The organism is Metapseudomonas resinovorans (assembly GCF_002003485.1).
GTDB classification, from domain to species: domain Bacteria; phylum Pseudomonadota; class Gammaproteobacteria; order Pseudomonadales; family Pseudomonadaceae; genus Metapseudomonas; species Metapseudomonas resinovorans_D.
On sequence record NZ_BDMA01000097.1, the window covers coordinates 25,921 to 46,720 of the forward strand.

Annotated in this window: 20 protein-coding genes; 6 read left to right on the top strand and 14 right to left on the bottom strand. The window is 64.2% G+C overall.

What is annotated here, in order from left to right:
* The first annotated feature begins 7 nt into the window (after nt 1-7).
* From MnOB_RS27935 to MnOB_RS27950, 3 genes are all read left to right on the top strand, one after another.
* Nucleotides 8-643, top strand: coding sequence for a response regulator transcription factor (locus MnOB_RS27935; protein ID WP_077527794.1), 636 nt, complete (start codon nt 8-10; stop codon nt 641-643).
* A 526-nt stretch (nt 644-1,169) separates the two neighbouring features.
* A complete protein-coding gene (locus MnOB_RS27945) occupies nt 1,170-2,534 on the top strand; it encodes a glutamine synthetase family protein (protein ID WP_077527795.1) in 1,365 nt (454 codons plus the stop codon).
* A gap of 109 nt (nt 2,535-2,643) precedes the next feature.
* Nucleotides 2,644-3,957 carry an NAD(P)/FAD-dependent oxidoreductase gene (locus MnOB_RS27950; RefSeq protein WP_077527796.1) on the top strand — a complete coding sequence of 438 codons (1,314 nt, stop codon included), beginning with the start codon at nt 2,644-2,646 and terminating at the stop codon, nt 3,955-3,957.
* Between the two features lie 247 nt (nt 3,958-4,204).
* Here MnOB_RS27950 and MnOB_RS27955 read toward each other — a convergent pair whose 3' ends face one another.
* The 8 genes from MnOB_RS27955 to metG all read right to left on the bottom strand — a co-directional run bounded on the left by MnOB_RS27955 (nt 4,205) and on the right by metG (nt 11,628).
* Complete coding sequence (locus tag MnOB_RS27955) at nt 4,205-4,384, bottom strand: PA3496 family putative envelope integrity protein (RefSeq protein ID WP_077527797.1); 180 nt, start codon at nt 4,382-4,384, stop codon at nt 4,205-4,207.
* A 108-nt stretch (nt 4,385-4,492) separates the two neighbouring features.
* Complete coding sequence (nth, locus tag MnOB_RS27960) at nt 4,493-5,131, bottom strand: endonuclease III (RefSeq protein WP_077527798.1); 639 nt, start codon at nt 5,129-5,131, stop codon at nt 4,493-4,495.
* The gene (locus MnOB_RS27965) at nt 5,128-5,700 is read right to left on the bottom strand and encodes an Rnf-Nqr domain containing protein (RefSeq protein ID WP_077527799.1); all 573 of its coding nucleotides are present in this window, start codon (nt 5,698-5,700) and stop codon (nt 5,128-5,130) included. The genes nth and MnOB_RS27965 overlap by 4 nt, the downstream gene beginning before the upstream one ends.
* Nucleotides 5,697-6,305, bottom strand: a complete 609-nt coding sequence (locus tag MnOB_RS27970; RefSeq protein ID WP_077527800.1) for an RnfABCDGE type electron transport complex subunit G — start codon at nt 6,303-6,305, stop codon at nt 5,697-5,699. Before MnOB_RS27970 ends, MnOB_RS27965 begins: the two co-directional genes overlap by 4 nt.
* Nucleotides 6,302-7,309: an RnfABCDGE type electron transport complex subunit D gene (locus tag MnOB_RS27975; RefSeq protein ID WP_077527801.1), complete on the bottom strand. Its 1,008-nt coding sequence runs from the start codon at nt 7,307-7,309 to the stop codon at nt 6,302-6,304. Before MnOB_RS27975 ends, MnOB_RS27970 begins: the two co-directional genes overlap by 4 nt.
* Nucleotides 7,310-7,408: 99 nt before the next feature.
* Entirely contained in the window at nt 7,409-8,779 is a 1,371-nt protein-coding gene (gene rsxB, locus MnOB_RS27980; protein ID WP_077527802.1) for an electron transport complex subunit RsxB, read from the bottom strand.
* Complete coding sequence (locus MnOB_RS27985) at nt 8,776-9,330, bottom strand: Rnf-Nqr domain containing protein (protein ID WP_077527803.1); 555 nt, start codon at nt 9,328-9,330, stop codon at nt 8,776-8,778. The genes rsxB and MnOB_RS27985 overlap by 4 nt, the downstream gene beginning before the upstream one ends.
* Before the next feature lie 264 nt (nt 9,331-9,594).
* On the bottom strand, nt 9,595-11,628 hold the full coding sequence (gene metG / locus MnOB_RS27990) for a methionine--tRNA ligase (RefSeq protein WP_077527804.1): 2,034 nt from the start codon (nt 11,626-11,628) through the stop codon (nt 9,595-9,597).
* A 144-nt stretch (nt 11,629-11,772) separates the two neighbouring features.
* Here metG and apbC point away from each other — a divergent pair, with 144 nt between their 5' ends.
* A complete protein-coding gene (apbC, locus tag MnOB_RS27995; protein WP_077527805.1) occupies nt 11,773-12,867 on the top strand; it encodes an iron-sulfur cluster carrier protein ApbC in 1,095 nt (364 codons plus the stop codon).
* Between the two features lie 93 nt (nt 12,868-12,960).
* Entirely contained in the window at nt 12,961-13,527 is a 567-nt protein-coding gene (gene dcd / locus MnOB_RS28000) for a dCTP deaminase (protein WP_077527806.1), read from the top strand.
* Between the two features lie 154 nt (nt 13,528-13,681).
* Here dcd and nadE read toward each other — a convergent pair whose 3' ends face one another.
* The 5 genes from nadE to MnOB_RS28025 all read right to left on the bottom strand — a co-directional run bounded on the left by nadE (nt 13,682) and on the right by MnOB_RS28025 (nt 19,602).
* On the bottom strand, nt 13,682-14,509 hold the full coding sequence (nadE, locus tag MnOB_RS28005; protein WP_077527807.1) for an ammonia-dependent NAD(+) synthetase: 828 nt from the start codon (nt 14,507-14,509) through the stop codon (nt 13,682-13,684).
* 11 nt (nt 14,510-14,520) lie between these two features.
* Nucleotides 14,521-15,726, bottom strand: a complete 1,206-nt coding sequence (pncB, locus tag MnOB_RS28010) for a nicotinate phosphoribosyltransferase (protein WP_077527808.1) — start codon at nt 15,724-15,726, stop codon at nt 14,521-14,523.
* A 439-nt stretch (nt 15,727-16,165) separates the two neighbouring features.
* Nucleotides 16,166-18,709 carry a penicillin acylase family protein gene (locus MnOB_RS28015; protein ID WP_077527809.1) on the bottom strand — a complete coding sequence of 848 codons (2,544 nt, stop codon included), beginning with the start codon at nt 18,707-18,709 and terminating at the stop codon, nt 16,166-16,168.
* Nucleotides 18,710-18,899: 190 nt separating this feature from the next.
* A complete protein-coding gene (locus tag MnOB_RS28020) occupies nt 18,900-19,094 on the bottom strand; it encodes an SEC-C metal-binding domain-containing protein (RefSeq protein WP_077527810.1) in 195 nt (64 codons plus the stop codon).
* A gap of 7 nt (nt 19,095-19,101) precedes the next feature.
* Nucleotides 19,102-19,602, bottom strand: a complete 501-nt coding sequence (locus MnOB_RS28025) for an LEA/WHy family protein (protein WP_077527811.1) — start codon at nt 19,600-19,602, stop codon at nt 19,102-19,104.
* A 114-nt stretch (nt 19,603-19,716) separates the two neighbouring features.
* Here MnOB_RS28025 and MnOB_RS28030 point away from each other — a divergent pair, with 114 nt between their 5' ends.
* Complete coding sequence (locus tag MnOB_RS28030) at nt 19,717-20,286, top strand: hypothetical protein (RefSeq protein WP_077527812.1); 570 nt, start codon at nt 19,717-19,719, stop codon at nt 20,284-20,286.
* Between the two features lie 43 nt (nt 20,287-20,329).
* Here the strand turns inward: MnOB_RS28030 and MnOB_RS28035 are convergent, their stop codons facing one another.
* Nucleotides 20,330-20,800 (bottom strand): YchJ family protein, encoded by a 471-nt coding sequence (locus MnOB_RS28035; RefSeq protein WP_077527813.1) that lies wholly within the window; start codon nt 20,798-20,800, stop codon nt 20,330-20,332.

The window sequence follows — 20,800 nt, forward strand, 5'->3', positions numbered from 1 at the left end:
CGATTTGATGTCCAACAGTGGAGAACAGGTGGTCTATGTGGTGGACGACGACCAGGGCATGCTCGATTCCACGGTCTGGCTCCTGGAGTCGGTAGGCCTCAAGGCGCTGCCATTCACCAGCGGCCGTGCCTTCCTCGATGCCTGCGATGCCAGCCTCGACGCCTGTGTATTGCTCGACGTACGCATGCCCGGAATGGGTGGCCTCAATGTTCAGGAGGAAATGCGCAGCCGCGGCCTGGACCTACCGGTGATATTCGTCAGTGGCCACGCCGATGTGCCGATCGTGGTACGCGCCTTCAAGGCGGGCGCCCATGATTTCATCGAGAAGCCCTACAACGAGCAGCTCCTGCTGGATAGCGTGCAGCAGGCATTGTCCCGCGTCGACCACCAGCGCACGGTCTCGGGCGACCAGGGCCAGTTGCAGGAGTGTCTCGACAGCCTGACTCCGCGTGAGCGCGATGTGCTGCTACCGCTGGTACAGGGCTACACCAACCGCGAGATTGCCGAGCAGTTGGACATCAGTGTGAAGACCATTGACCTCTATCGTGCCCGCGTGATGAAACGCATGCAGGCCGAGCGCCTGCCTGACCTGGTGGGCATGGCCATCGCGGCGGGCCTGGTTGACCCTCTGAAGCTGCGTTAGGCCGGGTGGTATGCCTATTTCGGTAGGGTGCGCCGTGCGCACGGGAGCCACAGCTGGAGATGTGGGGGAGAGTTCAGTCGCGAATGAATTCGCTCTCACGGCCGGTTTAATGTTTATCCGTTGCTTAACTAAAGATAGGAAAACCTGGATTTTATTCACCCATCACGCCGTGCGAGCCTCCAACCCATTCCAATAAAGCAGCTTTCCTACATGGGTTGTTCCACTCCGCACACCTCCCCGCTCCGCGCCCTGACCCTTGGTCAGACCCGCGCCGCGCGCCGTGCTCCCGGAGTCGCACCCACGGTCCTGTTCTCCCGCAAGTGGGCCAGCCACCTTCTGATTTCCCTGCCGCTCGAACTCGCTTTCTGGGCGCTCTGGCATTGCCGTCACGCTCGTCCGCCGGATAGCGCTCTCGTCTGATCGGGCCGCCACCGCAGCGGCCACCTCACCCCAGAAAGAGAAATTCGACTCTTGTCCGAAGCGGCGAGGGTCAGATTGCGTGCCCATGGGCACTAAAGAGAGCGACATGACATTTGCCAGCGTGCAGGAAGCCCGGGATTTCCTCGAACAGAATCCGGATATCGACGCATTCGAACTCTTCATCCTCGACGCCAATGGCGTGCCTCGCGGCAAGCTGTTGCATCGCGATGAGCTCCTGGCCGTATACGAAAGCGGCCGTCCGTTACCCAGCACCATCCTCGGCCTGACCATGCACGGCGAGGATGTGGAAAACTCCGGCCTGGTATGGGATGTGGGCGATATCGACTGCCGCGCCTATCCGCTGACCGGCAGCCTGGTGCGCATGCCCTGGCGCAAGATGCCCACCGCCGCCGTACAGGTCAGCATGCACCCGCAAGAGGGGATGCCCGCCGCCATCGCCGACCCGCGTCATGTGCTGGTGGAAGTGATCGATCGTCTCAAGGCCGAAGGTTTCTACCCGGTAATGGCTTGCGAGCTGGAGTTTTACCTGCTGGATCAGAAACGCGACGCCGATGGCCGCCCGCAGCCTGCGCTGGATGCCGATGGCCATCGTCCGCGTGGCACTCAGGTTTACGGGCTGCGTGAACTGGAGCAGATCGAGCCGTTCCTCGCCGATCTCTATGCCGCCTGCAAGGCTCAGGGCATTCCGGCGCGTACCGCGATCTCCGAATACGCTCCTGGCCAGGTGGAAATCACCCTCGAACATGGCGATGCGCTGCAAGCCATGGATCAGGCCGTGCGCTACAAGCGCCTGGTGAAGGGCGTCGCCCACGCCCATGGCATGCAGGCCTGCTTCATGGCCAAACCCTTCGCCGAGATCGCCGGCACCGGCATGCACATGCATGTGAGCCTGGCCGACGCCGAAGGCCGCAACCTCTACGCCAGCGAAGACCCCGCCGGTACCCCGCTGCTGCGGCAGTCCGTGGGGGGCATGCTCAAGAGCCTGCTGGATTCGTTGCTGCTGTTCTGCCCGAACGCCAACTCCTATCGCCGCTTCCAGGCCAACAGCTACGCACCGCTGGCACCGACCTGGGGTGTGGATAACCGCACCGTGAGCCTTCGCGTGCCGGGTGGCCCGGCCAACAGCCGGCACATCGAGCACCGCATCTGCGGCGCCGACGCGAACCCTTACCTGGCGGCGGCGGCCATCCTGGCCGGCATCCATCGTGGTATCCGCGAGGACATCGATCCGGGCAACCCTATCGAAGGCAACGGCTACGCCCAGGCGACGGAGTTGCTGCCCACCGACTGGCTGACTTCGCTGTGCGCCCTGGAGCAATCCAGCTGGGCCCGCGACGCGTTCGGCACTGCCTTCCTGGGCGTCTACCAGGCGGTGAAGCGCGCCGAGTACCGCCAGTTCATGTCCGAAGTCGGCGAGCAGGATTGGCGCTGGTACCTGAACCAGGCTTGAACCCGAATCTCAATGTTGAATCGAGGCTGCTCTTGTAGGGGCGAATTCATTCGCCAAGCAGGCCGAAGGTCTGCCCTGACGGCCTTGTGAATTTTCGAAGGACTCCACCATGACCGCTGCAATCAAACACCCACTGCCCGCCGCCGAGCGCGCGCCCTCCTATTACTCCGCGACCCTCAACGAGGAGACCGCCTATCCCACCCTCGACGGTGAGGTGAACGTCGACGTCGCCATTATTGGTGGCGGCTTCACCGGCGTGGCGACGGCGGTGGAGATGGCGGAGCGCGGCTACAAGGTGGCCCTGGTGGAGACCCACAAGATTGGCTGGGGCGCCACCGGCCGCAACGGCGGCCAGGTAACTGGCAGCCTCTCGGGCGATGCTGCAATGCGCAAGCAGATGAGCCGATTCCTGGGCAAGGACGTGGACGACTTCATCTGGTACCTGCGCTGGCGCGGCCACGAGATCATCAAGAACCGGGTGGCGAAGTACGGTATCCAGTGCGACCTCAAGCACGGCCACCTGCATGCGGCGATGAAGGCTTCGCACATGGACGAGCTGAAGGCGTCCTATGAAGAGGCGGTGCGCCGTGGCCTGGGCGACGACGTGACCCTGCTGGATGCAGCCGGCGTGCGCGAGCACCTGGACTCCGATCTCTACGTCGGCGCCGTCAAGAACACTCGCAACATGCACCTGCACCCGCTGAATCTGTGCATCGGCGAAGCCAAGGCCGCTGCGAGCCTGGGCGCGCTGATCTTCGAACATTCGGAGGTGCAGGACATCATCCACGGCGATCGCCCGGCGGTGGTCACCAGCCGCGGCCGGATCAACGCCCAGCAGATCCTGCTGGCTGGCGACGTCTACCACAAGCTGGAGCGCAAGAAGCTCAAGGGCATGATCTTCCCGGCCATGGGCGGGATCGTCACCACCAAACCCCTGGGTGACCTGGCCAAGGAACTCAACCCGCACGATCTGGCGGTGTACGACTGCCGTTTCGTGCTCGACTACTACCGCATGACCGCCGATGGCCGCCTGCTGTTCGGCGGTGGCGCCAATTACTCCGGCCGCGATTCCCGTGATATCGCCGCAGAGCTGCGGCCCTGCATCGAGCGCACATTCCCGAAACTCAAGGGCGTGGAGATCGACTTCAAGTGGAGCTGCGCCATGGGCATCGTGATGAACCGTATCCCGCAGCTGGGCAAGCTGTCGAAGAACGTCTGGTACTGCCAGGGCTACTCCGGCCACGGCGTGGCGACCACCCACATCATGGGCGAGGTCATGGCCAACGCCATGAGCGGCAGCCTGGAGAAGTTCGACACCTTCGCCCAGTGCCAGCACATCCGCGTGCCGCTGAGCGAGCGCCTCGGCAACCACATGCTGGCGGTGGGCATGTGGTACTACCAGATGATGGAAAAGCTGCGCTGACCGAATTGTTGTGCGTCTTTGAGCCGGCCTTGGGCCGGCTTCTTTTTGCCCGTTGTTTGTGCCGGCGACCTGCACGTGTAGGGGCGATTTCAATCGCCAAGCAGGCCGAAGGCCTGCCTTTCGGAATACGGGTGGGCCGCTGCGCGTCCCTTGGCGAATGAATTCGCCCCTACAAGGGTTCTGCGATCAGCTAACAGCACAAAACAAAAAGCCCCGCATTTGCGGGGCTTTTCAGGCAAGGCGCCAGTCACAGGTCGAAGTCGTAGTCGGAGAGCTGTTTCTGCAGGCGACGTTCTTCGAGGTAGTTGTCGATGATGCGGCGCTTGGTCAGGTTGGTCTTCGCGGTTTCGGCCGGGGCTTCCGAATCGTCGGATTCCTCGGAGACGAATTCCTCTTCGAGTTCGATTTCTTCTTTGGCAGTGGTCATAAGGTTCACTCCACAATGCGGGGCGCTCTTGGCGCACCTTATAACCACAAAGCCAGAGCTGGTAAAAAAGATTTTTTCAATCAGATACCTGAGCGATTCAATAGGACATCAATCGTCAGAAGTCTTCGCCTTGTATTCGCACAGATCCTCGATGCGGCATGCCCCACAGCGCGGTTTGCGGGCCACGCAGACATAGCGGCCATGCAGGATCAGCCAATGGTGGGCATCCAGCAGGAATTCTTTTGGTACGAACTTCAGCAGCTTTTTCTCCACTTCCAATACGTTCTTGCCGGGGGCGATGCCGGTGCGATTGCTGACCCTGAAGATGTGCGTATCCACGGCCATGGCGGGTTGGCGGAAGGCGGTATTGAGCACCACGTTGGCCGTCTTGCGGCCGACGCCGGGCAGGGCCTCGAGGTCCTCGCGGTTGTCCGGCACCTGGCTGCCATGCTTCTCGATGAGGAGGCGGCAGGTCTCGATGACGTTCTTCGCCTTGCTGTTGTACAGGCCGATGGTCTTGATGTACTCCGACAGGCCTTCAACGCCCAGCGCATGGATGGCTTCCGGGGTATTGGCCACGGGGTACAGCTTGGCCGTGGCCTTGTTCACGCCGACGTCGGTCGACTGCGCGGAAAGGATGACCGCGATCAGCAACTCGAATGGCGTGCTGTAGGCCAGCTCGGTGGTGGGGTTGGGGTCATCGTCGTGGAGACGACGGAAGATTTCGTAGCGTTTTGCGGCATTCATCGGGAATCAGCGGTCCGGTTGGTCAAGTGGCGCAGCAATGCCAATAGCGTACCCAGCAGGATAAAGGCTCCGGGCGCGAGGGCGAACAGCGGAATGCCATCGGCACCGAACTGCAGGCGCCAGCCGAGCGCGACAGGCCCCAACAGCCAGTCGAAGTGGGTGAACAGGCTGGCATGTCCAAGGGCTTCCCGCAGGGCACCCAGCAACAGGGCGAGCAACGTGAAGACAAGCCCGGCGTACAGGCCATCGACGGCGTCCGTGGACTCCATTGCGGCCAATTGCAGGCAGGGCACTACCAGCAGGTAGAGGTAAGGGCCGAGGGCACGATGCAACTCGAAGGCGCCCGCCTGCAGCAGCAGGCTGGCCAGGCTCGCCAGCAGGGCGGCCAGCAGAAACGCGCCGAGCCAGTAGCCGGCGTCTTGTAGATGGCGGCGCAGGATCGGCAAGACCAGGGCGAATACCACCAGTACAGGCAAGCCGGCGAGGGCAATCCCCACGCCCTTGATCAGCAGGTCCGTGGCACCCAACAGCAGGACCAGCCCTATCAGGTCGAAATGCCGGACGCTCATGGCGATGGGCTCCTGAGCAGTATTTGGCGATGGCCATCGAAATATTGCAGCGCGTGCTGGATGGCACTGACCACGGCGCGGGAGGTGATGGTGGCGCCGGCGATCTGGTCGAATTCGCCCTTGTCGGCCTTCACTCGCCATTCCGCTTCCGGATGGCCGGCCAGGGAGGCGCCGGTGAAGATTTGCAGCCAGGCGCTGCGGGCGGGTTCGATGCGGTCGCCGATCCCCGCGGTTTCCCGGTGGCCGAGGACTTTGCTGGCCAGCAGGCGGCCGTCCGGGCGTATGGCCAGCAGCAGGTGGATCGGGCCTTCGTAGCCCTTGGCAGTGGCCGGTAGCAGGACGGCAATCGGCGTGCCTTCGCGGGTGGCCAGCCAGGCCTGGGTTGGCGCCGGATCGCCCAGCAGTTCGCTGGCGGGCAGTGCGATGGGGTGGGCCAGGGGATGGTTGTCGTAGCTGCCTGGGGGGAGCAGGTCGAGCAGGGCGCGCTCATCGGCCGCCTGGCGTTCTGCGTCGATGCGGTGGTCGAGCAATTGGCTGGTGGCAATCAACACGGCCAGGCCAAGCCCTGCCAATGCCGCCAGCCATGCCAGGCTGCGCCCGTTCATGGCTGCGTCTCCTGGCCACGCGCGGCAAGGCGATCGAGGGTCGGCACCACCAGGTTCATCAGCAGAATGGCGAAGGCCATGCCGTCCGCATACCCACCCCAGGTGCGAATTACATACACCAGCACGCCTGTACCGACGCCGAACAACAGGCGCGCGCGATCACTCCCGGCGCCGGACACCGGTTCGGTGGCGATGAAGAAGGCGCCGAGCATGGTGGCGCCGCTGAACAGATGGAGCAGGGGAGAGCCATTGGAATCCGAACCGGAGCCGTTCCAGCACACGAGGCTGACCACGAAGAGACCGGCGAGCAGGCCCACCGGCGCGTGCCAGCGGATCACCTTGCGCTGCAGCAGGAACAGGCCGCCCAGCAGGAACGCCAGGTTGACCCATTCCGCACCGCGCCCGCCGAAGCTGCCGAAGGCGGCGTGGCCGGCGAAGAGCTCGTCGATGGTCAGGCGGTTGTTGTGCTTGAGGCTGTCCAGCGCGGTGGCCTGGCTCCAGCCATCCACCAGACCGCCGCCGAAGCCCAGCACCTGCTGCAGGGATTCACCCAGGCCGGGGTGCTGGCCGGGCGTGGGCCACTGGTTGAGCTGAGCCGGGAAGGCCACCAGCACCAGGGCATAGCCGAGCATGGCCGGGTTGAGCGGATTCTGGCCAAAGCCACCGAACAGCGCCTTGCCGAATAACAGGGCGAAGGCGCAGGCGCAGGCGGTCAACCACCAGGGTGAGTAGGGCGGAAGGGCCAGCGCGAGCAGCACTGCACTGACCAGGGCACTGCCTTCACCCAGCAAGGGTTGGTTGAGGAGTGACGACTCCGGTAGGGCGGGCTGCTGGCGCAGGCGGCGCACCAGTGCCTCGCAGGCGAGGGCGACCGGCAAGGCCACCAGCAACTGCAGGACGCTGCCCCAGCCGTATTGCCAGAACAGCGCGAGAAGGCCCGGCAGGCAGGCGACCAACACCAGCTGCATGCTGGGGCGCGGGTCGAAGGCCGGGCGCGTGGTCATGAGCGGACCTGCAAGAAATCGTCGGAACGAGCTTGCTCGCGAAGAATGCGCTGCAGCGTCCGTTCGCGAGCAAGCTCGCTCCTACAGACGAAGCACCGCTCAGGACTGCTCATTGAGGTTTCGCTCAGCCCGGGCCAGGCGCTCGCGAGCCTGGGCCAGCGCTGCCGGGTCGGCGTCAGTCTGGCGCTCCAGCTTGCTGACGTCGGCGCGGGCGTAGGCCAGTTCGGTTTTCAGCGCTCGCACGGCCGGGTCCACGGGACGCTTGTCTATGCGCTGGAGGTCCGGCGGCTGCTTGCCGGAGGCGTCCTCGGCGGCGTGCAGGGCGGCTTCGGCATCGGCCAGCGCCTGGCGCAACGGAGCCAGTTCCGCTTCATCTGCACCGCGCTGTTTGGCGCCCTTGAGCTCCGCGCGACGGCTGACGAGGGCGATCTTGGCCTGTTTGAGGCGCGCTTCACCTTCCGTGGCCACCGGTGAGGCCGGGGCGCCATGAGCAGCGTCCAGGCGTTGCTGTGCCTGGTCCACGGCGGCACGCAGCTCAGCTAATTGGGCCTGCTGATCCTCGGTGGGGGAATCACCGAAGGCTTTCTCGGCCCTCGCCAGTTGGGTGCGGCTCATGGCGGCGGCGATCTTCGCCTGCTTGAGGGTGGCTTCGTCTGCCTGTGGCGCGGCGGCCTCCAGGGCTGCCTTGAGCGCGGTCTGGGCCTTGTCGTTGGCGGCGCGCAATTCGACGACCAGTGCCTGCAGGTCGGACGTGCCGTAAACCTCCAGCTTGTCTTCGGCCTTCTTCAGCGCCACCTGAGCCATGGCGGCCTCGATCTTCAGGCGCTTCTGCTGGTCGCTGAGACTCGGGATGGCGGCCTTCTGCGCCTTTACCCGCTCGATGGCGGCCTGTACAGCGTCCAGCGGCGCCGCAGTCGTGCTCTGCTGGGCCTGCGCGGCACGGGCGGCACGGGCCTCGCGTTCGGCGCGGCGGCGGGCGTCGTCGCGGGCGAGGCGTGCATTGCGGAATTCGAAACGCTGACGGAACTGGTCGGCGTGCTGGCGCTGGGCGCTGGCTGCCGGTTCGGCCAGGGGCAGGATGTCGATGCAGTCCACCGGACAGGGCGCCACGCAAAGCTCGCAGCCAGTGCATTCGTCGGTGATGACGGTGTGCATCTGCTTGGCGGCGCCGACGATGGCGTCCACCGGGCAGGCCTGGATGCACTTGGTGCAGCCGATGCATTCCGCCTCGCGGATGAACGCGATCTGCGGTGGCACCGGGCCGTTGGGCGCATCCAGCGGCAGCGGCTGGACCTTCAACAGATCGGCCAGGGCATGGATGGTGGCGCTTCCGCCGGGCGGGCACTTGTTGATCGCCTCGCCCTGGGCGATGCCTTCGGCATAGGGCTTGCAGCCGGGGTGACCGCACTTGCCGCACTGGGTTTGTGGCAGGAGGGCATCGATGCTCTGGATCAGGTTGGCCTGGCTCATTGTGCCCCCATGCCATTGAAGCCGAGGAAGGCCAGCCCCATCAGGCCGGCACACACCAGCAGCATCGGTGTGCCACGGAACGCAACCGGCACCTTGGTTTCATCCACTTGCTGCAGCAGGTCGTCCAACAGGGTCAGCACCAGCCAGAAACACAGGCCACCGCCGAGGCCCAGGCCAATAGCCGCGGCGAAACCGCTCTCGCTGCCGATCAGCATGGCGCCGAGCGCCGCACCGTTCGCTAGCAGCAGGGGCCAGAGGCCTTCGCGGGGCAGATTAGGTCGCGCACGGCCGACGCCCTCCAGGCAGAGCCAGGCGAGCGGGGCGAGCAAGGGCAAGAGGATGAACAGGCGCAGCGCGCCCAGCTCCAGCGGCGCCAGTACGAACTGGTCGAGCAGCCAGGCGAGCGGGGTGGCCAGGGCGATCAGCGCGCCACCCGCCAGGGCCAGCGCCTGGCTGCGCGGCTGGCGCAGGCTGTCGGCGCCAAGGGGCAGGCCGAGGATGAGGTTATTGGCCAGCGCTGCACCGAGCAGGGCGAAGATGAAGTCGGTCATAGGGACGGAGCGTCGCCAGGCTGGAAAAAGGGCCGCGTATTATCCGGGATGCAGCCGGAGCGGTACAGGGGTGCAGCCGCGATGGCCGGCGCCCTGATACAAGGCTAGCTCAGGTCCATGCGGATTCGGTCGGCGGGCAGAAGTCAGCGATGGGTATCGCTTCGTTCCAGCGGAGCGCCGCCCGCCACATCCTGCGTCTGGGGATAAGGGTCGAAGCTCCGAAGCAAAAACGCCCGCATATGCGGGCGTTCTGCTGAGGCGGGTTTACTTCACGCGCTGACCGGGCTTGGCGCCGCTGTCGGGGCTGAGCAGGTAGATTTCCTCGCCACCGGGGCCGGCGGCCAGGACCATGCCTTCGGAGACGCCGAACTTCATTTTGCGTGCCGCCAGGTTGGCGACGTACAGGGTGAGGCGGCCTTCCAGCTTGCTCGGGTCCGGGTAGGCGCTCTTGATGCCGGAGAAGACGTTGCGCTTGGCGTCGCCGATGTCCAGGGTCAGGCGCAGCAGCTTGTCTGCGCCTTCGACGAACTCGGCTTTCTCGATCAGCGCGATGCGCAGGTCGACGGCGGCGAAGGTGTCGAAGGCGATTTCCGCCGCCAGCGGGTCCTTCTCCAGTTCGCCGTTGCCCTTGGGCGCCGAAGCAGCGGCCAGGTCTTCCTTGGAGGCGGCGACCATGGCTTCGATCTTCGCCGGCTCGATGCGGGTCATCAGCGGGTTGAAGGCGTTCAACTGGTGGTCGGCCAGCAGCACCTTGTGGTCGTCCCAGCTCAGCGGAGCGACATTGAGGAACTGCTCGGCGGCGATGGCCAGTTGCGGCAGCACGGGCTTGAGGAAGATCACCAACTGGCGGAACAGGTTCACACCGGCGGCGCATACGGCCTGGACCTCGGCCTGCTTGCCTTCCTGCTTGGCCAGGGCCCAGGGCGCCTTGTCGGCGATCCAGGCGTTGGCACGGTCGGCGAGCGCCATGATTTCGCGCATGGCGCGGGCGAAGTCACGGTTTTCATAGGCTTCGGTAATGCTCGGCGCGGCGGCGGCGAACTCGGTGAACAGCTCTGGCGCGGCGTTCTCGGCCACCAGCTTGCCGGCATTGCCCTTGTGGATGAAACCGGCGCAACGGCTGGCGATGTTGACCACCTTGCCCACCAGGTCGGAGTTCACCTTCTGCACGAAGTCTTCGAGGTTCAGGTCGAGGTCGTCGACGCTGCGGCTCAGCTTGGAGGCGTAGTAGTAGCGCAGGTATTCCGGCTGCAGGTGATCCAGGTAAGTGCGAGCCTTGATGAAGGTGCCGCGGGACTTGGACATCTTCTGGCCGTTCACGGTCAGGTAGCCGTGCACGTTCAGTGCGGTCGGCTTGCGGTAGCCGGCGCCTTCGAGCATGGCGGGCCAGAACAGGGCGTGGAAGTTGACGATGTCCTTGCCAATGAAGTGGTACAGCTCGGCGTTGGAGTTCTTGTTCCAGAAAGCGTCGAAGTCCAGTTCCGGACGGCGCGCGCAGAGGTTCTGGAAGCTGGCCATGTAGCCGATCGGGGCGTCCAGCCAGACGTAGAAGTACTTGCCGGGGGCGTCCGGGATCTCGAAGCCGAAGTAGGGCGCATCACGGCTGATGTCCCACTCCTGCAGGCCGGCGTCCAGCCATTCGGCGATCTTGTTGGCCACCGAGTCCTGCAGGGCGCCGCTGCGGGTCCACTCCTTCAGCATGGCGTCGAAGTCCGGCAGCTTGAAGAAGTAGTGCAGGGATTCCTTGAGCACCGGAGTGGCGCCGGAAATGGCGGACTTCGGATTCTTCAGCTCGGTGGGCGAGTAGGTCGCGCCGCACACTTCGCAGTTGTCGCCGTACTGGTCGTCGGCCGCGCATTTCGGGCAGGTGCCCTTGATGAAGCGGTCGGCCAGGAACATCTGCTTGTCCGGGTCGAAGTACTGGGTCACCGGGCGGGTGGCGATGTGGCCGGCGTCGCGCAGCTTGGTGTAGATGCTGCTGGACAGCGCGCGGTTCTCTTCCGAATGGGTCGAGTGGTAGTTGTCGAAGTCCACCAGGAAATCGGCGAAGTCGGCGGTGTGCTCGGTGCGCACGTTGTCGATCAGCTGCTCGGAAGTGATGCCTTCCTTTTCGGCGCGCAGCATGATGGCCGAGCCGTGGGCGTCGTCGGCGCAGACGTAGACAGCCTGGTTGCCACGCATCTTCTGGAAGCGCACCCAGATATCGGTCTGGATGTACTCAACCATATGCCCGAGGTGGATGGACCCGTTGGCATAGGGAAGGGCGCTTGTCACAAGGATCTTGCGGGGCTCGCTCATGGTGCTCGGCTACCGGATATGGAACAAAAGGGAAGTCGGCAACTATATAGGCCTGGCGCGATTTTTTCACCCGTGGACGACCCAGCGGTGAGGTGGTCGGGTAGGATAGCCGCCTGATTTGCTCGGTCTTTCCGGAGTCATGCGATGAGTAGCCTTTCCCGCGCCCAGGTCGAAGCCACCCTGCGCCAGTTCACCGATCCCCACCTCGATCAGGACCCGGTCAGCGCCGGCTGTCTGCGCGAAGTCGATATCCAGGGCGGCAACGTCCGCGTGCGCCTGGAGCTCGGCTATGCCGCCGGCCTGTTCAAGGCTGGCTGGGCACAGATGCTGAAAATGGCCCTGGAAAACCTGGACGGCGTGGACCGCGCCGAGGTTCAGGTGGATTGCGTCATTGAGGCGCACAAGGCCCAGGAACAGGTGCCCGCGCTGGCCAACGTGAAGAACATCATCGCCGTGGCCTCCGGCAAGGGCGGTGTGGGCAAGTCCACCACCGCGGCCAACCTGGCCCTGGCGCTGGCCCGTGAAGGTGCGCGGGTGGGCATTCTCGACGCCGATATCTACGGCCCCAGCCAGGGCATCATGTTCGGCATTCCCGAAGGCACCCGGCCGAAGGTGCGCGACCAGAAGTTCTTCATTCCGCTTGAAGCCCATGGCGTGCAGGTGATGTCCATGGCGTTCCTGACCGACGACAACACCCCCGTGGTATGGCGCGGTCCGATGGTGTCTGGCGCGCTGATCCAGCTGATCACCCAGACCGCCTGGGAAGATCTGGACTACCTGGTGGTGGACATGCCGCCGGGCACTGGCGACATCCAGCTGACCCTGGCGCAAAAGGTGCCGGTGGCCGGCGCGGTGATCGTCACCACCCCGCAGGACCTGGCCCTGCTGGACGCCAGGAAGGGCGTGGAGATGTTCCGCAAGGTGAACATCCCCGTGCTAGGCGTGGTGGAGAACATGGCGGTGCACATCTGCTCCAACTGCGGCCACGCCGAGCACCTGTTCGGCGAGGGTGGCGGCGAGAAGCTGGCGGCCCAGTACGGCGTGGAGCTGCTGGCATCGTTGCCGCTTTCCATGGCGATCCGCATGCAGTCCGACGGGGGCAAACCCACCACCATCGCCGACCCGGAAAGCCAGATCGCGATGATTTACCAGCAGGCGGCCCGCTGCGTCGGCGCGCGTATCGCGCTGTCCGACCAGGCCGCCACCGCCATGCCGAACATCACGATCAGCGACGACTGACCCTCCGGCCATCCGGCGGGGCCTTTGCCGAGGCTTCCGCCGGACTGTAAGATTCGCGGTCAAATTTTCAGCCCCCCTCACAGGACGCCCGCCATGACCATCAAATCGGATAAGTGGATTCGCCGCATGGCGCTGGAGCACGGCATGATCGAGCCGTTCGTCGAGCGCCAGGTGCGTGGTGCGGACGATAACCGGGTGATTTCCTACGGCGTTTCCAGCTACGGCTACGACGTGCGCTGCGCCGCCGAATTCAAGGTGTTCACCAACATCCATTCCGCTGTGGTGGACCCGAAGAACTTCGACGAGAAGAGCTTCGTCGACATCAACAGCGACGTCTGCATCATCCCGCCGAACTCCTTCGCGCTGGCCCGCACCGTGGAATACTTCCGCATTCCCCGCGACGTACTGACCATCTGCCTCGGCAAGAGCACCTATGCCCGTTGCGGCATCATCGTCAACGTGACCCCGCTGGAGCCCGAGTGGGAAGGCCACGTGACGCTTGAGTTTTCCAACACCACCAACCTGCCGGCGAAGATCTATGCCCACGAAGGCGTAGCACAGATGCTGTTCCTGCAGTCGGACGAGGCTTGTGAAGTGTCCTACAAGGATCGCGGCGGCAAGTATCAGGGCCAGCGTGGCGTGACCCTGCCCAAGGCCTGAAGCCTTTCTGGCATCCATAAGAAAGCCGGGCGATTGCCCGGCTTTTTTGTGCCTGTCGGAGGGGCCATCGGTGGGCTGAAGCCCCACCCTACGATGTTGCCCCACCGGGGTCAGCCAGTAGGATGGGTTGAGCTACGCGATACCCATCAACCGATCAGGGCACCAGCGGCAGGACGCGCTTGTGCTGGCTGTTGTCGTAGGTGCGGACAATGATGGCGTAGGCCTCGGGGCTGACTTCCTGGCCATGCAGGAAGGCGTCGATCTCGACGTAGGTCACGCCGTGGGCTTCTTCGTCGGGCTTGCCGGGGCGCAGCTCTTCCAGGTCGGCGGTGGGCACTTTGTGGACGGCGCTTTCCGGTGCACCCAGGTAGCGGGCGATGCTGCGTACCTGGTTCTTCACCAGGCCGGAGAGTGGGGCGAGGTCGCAGGCGCCGTCGCCGAACTTGGTGAAGAAGCCCATGACCGCCTCGGCGGCGTGGTCGGTACCGATCACCAGGCCGTTGTTGGCGTTGGCGATGGCGAACTGGGCGACCATGCGGATGCGCGCCTTGATGTTGCCTGCGACGAAGTCGCGGCGGGCATCGGTGAGGTGGTTCAGGTGGGTGACCTGCTCGGACAGGCCGATCACGCTGTCGGCAATGTTCACGGTTTCTTCTTCGTCCGCGCGGATGAAGTTCATCGCCACCTGGGCGTCCGCTTCGTCGTGCTGGACGTTGTAGGGCAGCCGCACGGCGATGAAACGGTAGCCATCATCACCGGTTTCGGCGCGCAGCTCTTCGATGCTGAGCTGGGCCAGGCGGCCGGCGGTGGTGGAGTCGACGCCGCCACTGATGCCCAGCACCAGGACCTTGAGGCCGGACTTGCGCAGGCAATCCTTGATGAAGGCCTTGCGGCGTTCGACTTCGGCCACCAGCGCTGCTTCATCGGCGAAGGGCGGGACAACATCCAGGGCTTTGGCGATTTCTTGCTGGCGGTTGCTCATGTACGGAGTCCTTACTGGGCGTCGGTGACGCGGAAAACGTGTTTCAGGTAGGCGACGAAGTTCTCGTCGCGGCATTGGGTCTTGCCCGGCTCATCGGAAATCTTCGCCACCGGCTGGCCGTTGCAGGCGGTCATCTTGATCACGATGTTCATGGGGTCGACGCCGGGGATATCGCAGGTCAGGTTCGTGCCTATGCCGAAGCTGACCTGGATGCGCCCGCGCAGGGCGCGGTAGAGCGCGAGTGCGCGGGGCATGTCGAGGCCGTCGGAGAATACGAGGGTCTTGGTCTGCGGGTCTATGCCCAGCTTCTCGTAATGCCTGATGGCCCTTTCCGCCCATTGCAGCGGGTCGCCGGAGTCGTGGCGCAGGCCGTCGAAGAGCTTGGCGAAGTACAGGTCGAAGTCGTTGAGGAAAGCCTGCATGTTGATGCAATCGGTCAGGGCGATCCCCAGCAGGCCACGGTATTCGCGGACCCAGCAGTCGAGGGCGGCGATCTGGCTGTCGATCAGACGCGGGCCGAGCTGCTGGTGAGCCATCAGCCATTCGTGCGCCATGGTGCCGATGGGCTTGATGTCGTATTCGCGGGCCAGGTGCACGTTGCTGGTGCCGACGAAACGACCCGGGAAGTCGCGCTTGAGGATGTGCACGACTTCTTCCTGGACACGGTAGGAGAAGCGTCTGCGGGTACCGAAATCAGCCAGTTGGAAGCCGGCCAGTTCGTCGTCGCTGGCATTGGCGCTGAGCCAGTCGAGCTTGCGGTAGAGCCGCTCACGCGCCTGCACCAGCTTGACGTCGCGGTAGCGGTAGCGGTTGCGGACTTCGCTGATGATCGCCAGCAAGGGGATCTCGAAGAGGATCACGTGCAGCCAGGGACCACGCAGGCGCACGCAGAGCTGGCCGTTGTCGATGCCGAGTTGCAGATAGCGTAGGTTGAAGCGGAACAGACTGAGGAAGCGGATGAAGTCGGGCTTGATGAAGGGGATGCGCTCGAGGAAGTTCAGCTGGTCGGGCGTGATCGAGATGTCCGCCAGCTGTTCGATCTGGAAGCGGATTTCCGCGAGGTAGGGCGTCAGGTCTTCATCGTTGCGGCAGCGCAACTCCCACTCGACTTCTGCGTTGGGGTAGTTGTGCAGCACCGCCTGCATCATCGTCAGCTTGTAGAAGTCGGTGTCCAGCAGGTTCTGGATGATGCGGCCGGAAAAGGCGCTGTCGGGCATGGTCGGTTCTCGGAGCTCCGGGCAAACCGTGGAAAGGGCGCAGGATGCGGCACGGGCGGGTGATACGCAAGGTTGCGGGAATGCTTGTTGTGGGGGCGTATTCATTTGAGCTTGGGAAACCACGCCCTGAGGACGTGGTCATGAATCACCGGCTCTTCCTGTGACGATTCGAATGCCTGGGCTAGCAGGATGAAGCCGATTCGGTAGGGTGCGCCGTGCGCACCAGCGGTTTGGTGCCGAAGCTGATCCGGGAGTCGGTGCGCACAGCGCACCCTACGGTCCAGACCGGGTTAAATAGGTCGGCCTTGTGGTCGGTGACGAGCAGGTACCGGCGTGCAGACAAAAGAAAAGGCACCCGAGGGTGCCTTGAAATGTGATCTATGGAGTAAGTCCACCAGATCAGAGCGGTGGGGCGGTGGGAAGTTCCACCGCCGGTCCATCATTTTTGCGGGGTCAGCATCAGGCGCTTGGTGCCGTAGACGGCATCGAGGTTCTGCGACTGGAAGGGGAACTTCACGTAGCGCGCTTTCAACCAGGCGTCGATGCCGTCGGCGTAGTGCGGGCTGGCCGGGTTGCCGGACTGACCGGAGCTGTTCACGCCGATCATGGGCTCGGGCTGGCCGAAGTCGACGACGATACGCATGGCCGGGATCAGCCAGGTATCGAAGCCCTGTCCCCAGTGGTAGGCCGAGACATTGAGGGTGCTATGGTCGCCGCCGGCCGGGTAGGGGCCGCGATCCAGGTAGCCCTTCAGGGCGTTGAGGCCGGTGCGCTGGCTGGCGCTCATGTGCGGCGCCAGCTGGGTGCTTTCGGTGACCCACTCGTAGGTGTGCAACTTGCCCCACTGCCAGGACTTGCGGTCCGCGCCCAAACGGCTTTCGGCGTAGCTGACGGCGGCGGCCAGGCTGCGCGCGAGGATGGCCGGCTTGTCTTCCTTCTGCGGGGTGTTCACGTCGTCCCAGAACGGGCTGTCGACCCGGCCCAGCAGATGGTCGGCCTGGGCCGAGTAGGACAGGTCGGCGGTTTGCACCAGGGCGCGCCAGGCCGGATTGGTCTCCGGGCCCAGTTCGTCGAGGAAGATCTGCCGGGCGCTTTCATGAAGGAAGGCGCCGTAGTAGGCAGCGTCGGCGGACGTCGGGCTGAGACGGCCGTCGAAGGCCAGCAGGCGGTCGAAACCTTCTTGTGCCTTGGCCCGGTCGGCGGGCGGCAGGGCATTGATCGCCTGCTTGAGCGGCTGGGTCATGCCGGGGTCTTGCAGCATGGCCTTGAGTTTGACCGGGAAGGGGCTGGTCTGGTCGTACTGCATGGAGATCATGCTCTGCCAGTCGTGCTTGCCACTGCCGCCGGCCAGTTCGGCGATGCGTTCGGCGCGTTCCGGGTAGTACCAGGAATTGGACAGCTGCACGCCATAGCCGCCCTGGACGGTGCGGTGGTTGGCGGTGCCGAGCCAGCCCTGCGCCGGGTCCTGGTCGTACGGATGGAGCATCGGGTCGGCATAGCCGTCCCAGTCATAGCGACCGTCCCAGCCGGGCGACGGCAGCAGGCCGCGGCCTTCGCGGCGATTCGGGTAGCGGCCGGTGACCTGCCAGGCGATGTGCTTGTCGTCGGCGTAGAGGATATTCAGGCCCATGGCGCGGATTTCGCGGGTGGCCTCATGCGCCTGCTCCACCGATTGCGCGCGGGACAGGGCGAAGAAGGCGTCCAGTGACTGGTCGGCCTCGAACTGGCTGGTCTGCAGGGCGATGCCGTAGCCGCTTTTGATTTCCAGGGGCTGCAGCGGGTGTTTACGCTGGCCCAGCACCGAGTTCAGCAGCGGGCCGTGGCGGGTCTCGTAGATCACCTCGCGTACCGGGCGCTCGCCCTTCACGAAGAAGGTTTCCATGCGCTCGCTGGCGGGTACCCACTTGCCATTGGCCTGGTAGTAGAGGCGGTTGCCTTCGCGCTTGATCTTCTCGAGGAACAGGTCCTGATTGTCGCCCATGACCATGGTCATGCCCCAGGCCAGCTTGCCGTTGTAGCCAGCGACTATGGCCGGCACGCCGGCGACGGAGACGCCAGCGGCCTGGAATTTCGGCGAGCGGATCTGTACGAAGTTCCAGACCGAAGGCATCGAAATGGGGAGGTGGGTGTCGTTGGCCAGGATGCTGCGGCCGGTGCGGCTCTTCTGCGGGGCGATGGCCCAGTTGTTGGAGGCTGCGACACCGAGCATGTTGAGCGAGGCGATCTGACTCGCGGCATCCTCCAGTGCGGTCAGGCCCGGAATCTGGCCACCCAGTTGCAGGCCCTTGAGCTTCTCGGCCTCCTCGAAGGGCAAGGGCTCATCGGGATAGATGGGCGTGAGCCAGGCCAGCTTGTCGGCGCCGACCTTCTGCGCCAGGACCAGGGAGGCAATCTCTTCCTGCAGGTTCACCGCCAGGCCGAAGTTCAGCAGGGTGAACACCAGCACCGAGTCCTCTGGCTTCCAGTAGGCGGGCTTGTAGCCGGACTCGGCCAGGTCCATCGGCAGCTTGTCGCGGTAGCGATAGAGGTAGGCGTTGACCCCGCGTGCGTAGACCGCGAAGAACTCCTTCAGGCGCGGCGAGGCGTTCTTGTAGAGGATGTCGGCGCTCTTGCGCAGGTTCACCGCGCGCATGAAACGGTCGATTTCCAGTACGCCGGGGCCGGCCAACTCGGCGAGTCGGCCTTCGGCCATCAGACGCAGGCCGACCATCTGGCTGAGGCGGTCGGACGCGTGGACGTAGCCGAGGGTGAACAGCGCGTCGTGGAAGGTGGTGGTTTCGATCAGCGGCATGCCCAGCGGATTGCGGCGGATCGACACGCTCTGCGCGAGGCCCTTCACCGGCTGGAAGCCGGAGGTGGGCGGCAGGCTGTCCGAGTAGCGGCTGTCCAGCCAGGACTGGCAGCCGCTGAGGGCGATCATGGCGCCAGCGGCGGCGGCTACGCAGAACCGGGGAAGGAAGCGCTTGAAGGCTGGCGAAGCCATGGAACGGGCTCTCCTGAGAGGGGCATCGGATCAAACGCGCTACGTTAGTGAGCCGCCCCGCGCCGTGCAAGCACCGCCCGGACTACTTTTTCACAGCCGCCGGGTCACCTGCCCAAGCAGTGCAGGGGCACGGACGTCGTCCGGAAACGAAAAGGCCCGCACTGGGCGGGCCTTTTGAGTGCCGGGGCCGTCAGGCGCCATGGCACTTCTTGAATTTCTTCTGGCTGCCGCAGGGGCAGGGATCGTTGCGGCCCACTTCCTTCAGCGGGTTGCGCACCGGCTCCTGGGCGCCGTGGTTGCAGTTCGGGCCGTGAACATGGTGGTGATGGTCGTGGTCGTGGTCGTGATTGCAGTTCGGACCGTGGACGTGGGGTTCTTGACTCATGAAAGTACTACTCCGGGATGTAACTGCCGGGGATTATCTCGCCATTGCGGCTCAGGTGCACGCTCTTGCCGAACATCAGCCCGGTCTTGACCTCGCCCTGCAGGCGGTACTTGATCGGCTCGTCGGGTTTTTCCAGCAGCTTCACGATGTACTTCATGTGGCGCCACAGGTTGGTGCGCACTGGGACTTCGAACGTCTGGCTGCCATGGGCGGGCACGGTGAACCAGGTGCTGGATTCGCCGGAGGCCAGTTTCACTTCGTTGAGGTGAACGGTGTAGACCAGCCCGCGCACGGGCAGGCTGACGTCGTTGGGGTTGTCTATGCGAAAACGCAGCACGAACTGTTGTTCCAGCAGCTTGGCGCGGACCACGTCCACCTTGATCAGGCGCACGTCGGGGTCCTGGAAGCTGTTGCTGATCCAGGTAGAGCATCCACTGAGGCCCGAAAATGGGAGGGCGAAGAAAAACAGTAGGCTGAGAATTCTTATCGTTTGCGCCTGGTAAAACATTGCAATACTCCAAGTGACGCTCCAGTGTAACAAGCAACTGCTCGGCCGCAACCAGTTGTGGGGGTAAAAAAAGCTGCGCCATACTGCAAGGTAATTTGGACAGGAGTGTTACCAATGGGGCGTTATGAGATCGCCTTCTCCGGGAAGCTGGTACCGGGGGCACAACTGGAATTGGTGCAGGCCAATCTGGCCAAGCTGTTCCAGGCTGACGCCCAACGCGTTGCCATGCTTTTCTCCGGGCGGCGCGTGATTCTCAAGAACAACCTGGACGAAGCCTCTGCGGAGAAGTATCGCTCGACCCTGGAACGCGCCGGTGCGCTGGTCGAAGTGATATCCATGGAGCCGGAAATAGAAGAGGTGGAGCTGGCGCCGCCGCCAGAGCCCGAACCACAGGTCCAGCCCGCGCCCGCGATGAGTCCCGTGCAGCCTGCATCGCCCGGCCGCTTGAAGGTGGTACCGCGAGATGAGTACATGGCAGCTTTCGTCGGGGTGGACGCGCCGGACTTCGGCATTGCACCGGTTGGCGCCGACCTTCAGGATGCCAAGCCGCAGGCGCCGGCACCGCGCTTCGACTTTTCCAGTTTCAGCGTGGCGCCCGTAGGCAGCGACATGGGGCAGCAGAAGAAGTCCCCATCAGGGCCGCCGCCCGACACCTCCCATCTGCGACTCGAAGAGCACAAATAGATAGAAGAAAGACCCGCTATTGCGGGCCTTTTCTGACATCGAATCAGAAATAACTCGCACAACATTTCTTGAACTTGAGACCGCTTCCACAGGGGCACGGATCGTTGCGGCTCGCTTTCACCGGCACGGTCGGGTCGAGGAAGTACCAGTGGTTGTCCGCCTGGACGAAAGCTGAACGTTCACGATGGCTGTGTTCACCACTCTGGTCGTGCCAGCGCGCCGTAAAGGTAACGAAGGCATGTTCCGGCTGGCCGCCGAGTAACTCATGGTTTTCCACCTCAAGCCCGAGCCAGGTGCTGCCGAGGCTCCAGGCGCGGATGGCTTCTATATCCAGCCCCGAGCGCTGGGCGGGTAGGGTGGTCTCCACGAGGTAATCCACCAGGCCCAGTACATAGGCGCTGTAGCGCGAGCGCATCAGCGCCTCGGCGCTGGCGGCAGGATGGCCGGCGTGATGACGGCCACAGCAGACCTCTAGGAGATTGCCGCTTCCGCAGGGGCAGATTGCAGTGCTCAT

Bases quoted from the DNA above. Each gene is read 5' to 3' on its own strand.
- MnOB_RS27965 (WP_077527799.1), bottom strand. From the start codon at position 5,700: ATGAGCGTCCGGCATTTCGACCTGATAGGGCTGGTCCTGCTGTTGGGT.
- pncB (WP_077527808.1), bottom strand. From the start codon at position 15,726: ATGCCCGACAGCGCCTTTTCCGGCCGCATCATCCAGAACCTGCTGGAC.
- nadE (WP_077527807.1), bottom strand. From the start codon at position 14,509: ATGAGCAACCGCCAGCAAGAAATCGCCAAAGCCCTGGATGTTGTCCCG.
- MnOB_RS28020 (WP_077527810.1), bottom strand. From the start codon at position 19,094: ATGAGTCAAGAACCCCACGTCCACGGTCCGAACTGCAATCACGACCAC.
- MnOB_RS28030 (WP_077527812.1), top strand. From the start codon at position 19,717: ATGGGGCGTTATGAGATCGCCTTCTCCGGGAAGCTGGTACCGGGGGCA.
- MnOB_RS27945 (WP_077527795.1), top strand. From the start codon at position 1,170: ATGACATTTGCCAGCGTGCAGGAAGCCCGGGATTTCCTCGAACAGAAT.
- metG (WP_077527804.1), bottom strand. From the start codon at position 11,628: ATGAGCGAGCCCCGCAAGATCCTTGTGACAAGCGCCCTTCCCTATGCC.
- nth (WP_077527798.1), bottom strand. From the start codon at position 5,131: ATGAATGCCGCAAAACGCTACGAAATCTTCCGTCGTCTCCACGACGAT.
- MnOB_RS28015 (WP_077527809.1), bottom strand. From the start codon at position 18,709: ATGGCTTCGCCAGCCTTCAAGCGCTTCCTTCCCCGGTTCTGCGTAGCC.
- MnOB_RS28025 (WP_077527811.1), bottom strand. From the start codon at position 19,602: ATGTTTTACCAGGCGCAAACGATAAGAATTCTCAGCCTACTGTTTTTC.
- MnOB_RS27955 (WP_077527797.1), bottom strand. From the start codon at position 4,384: ATGACCACTGCCAAAGAAGAAATCGAACTCGAAGAGGAATTCGTCTCC.
- MnOB_RS27950 (WP_077527796.1), top strand. From the start codon at position 2,644: ATGACCGCTGCAATCAAACACCCACTGCCCGCCGCCGAGCGCGCGCCC.
- MnOB_RS27985 (WP_077527803.1), bottom strand. From the start codon at position 9,330: ATGACCGACTTCATCTTCGCCCTGCTCGGTGCAGCGCTGGCCAATAAC.
- MnOB_RS27970 (WP_077527800.1), bottom strand. From the start codon at position 6,305: ATGAACGGGCGCAGCCTGGCATGGCTGGCGGCATTGGCAGGGCTTGGC.
- rsxB (WP_077527802.1), bottom strand. From the start codon at position 8,779: ATGAGCCAGGCCAACCTGATCCAGAGCATCGATGCCCTCCTGCCACAA.
- MnOB_RS28035 (WP_077527813.1), bottom strand. From the start codon at position 20,800: ATGAGCACTGCAATCTGCCCCTGCGGAAGCGGCAATCTCCTAGAGGTC.
- dcd (WP_077527806.1), top strand. From the start codon at position 12,961: ATGACCATCAAATCGGATAAGTGGATTCGCCGCATGGCGCTGGAGCAC.
- MnOB_RS27975 (WP_077527801.1), bottom strand. From the start codon at position 7,309: ATGACCACGCGCCCGGCCTTCGACCCGCGCCCCAGCATGCAGCTGGTG.
- apbC (WP_077527805.1), top strand. From the start codon at position 11,773: ATGAGTAGCCTTTCCCGCGCCCAGGTCGAAGCCACCCTGCGCCAGTTC.
- MnOB_RS27935 (WP_077527794.1), top strand. From the start codon at position 8: ATGTCCAACAGTGGAGAACAGGTGGTCTATGTGGTGGACGACGACCAG.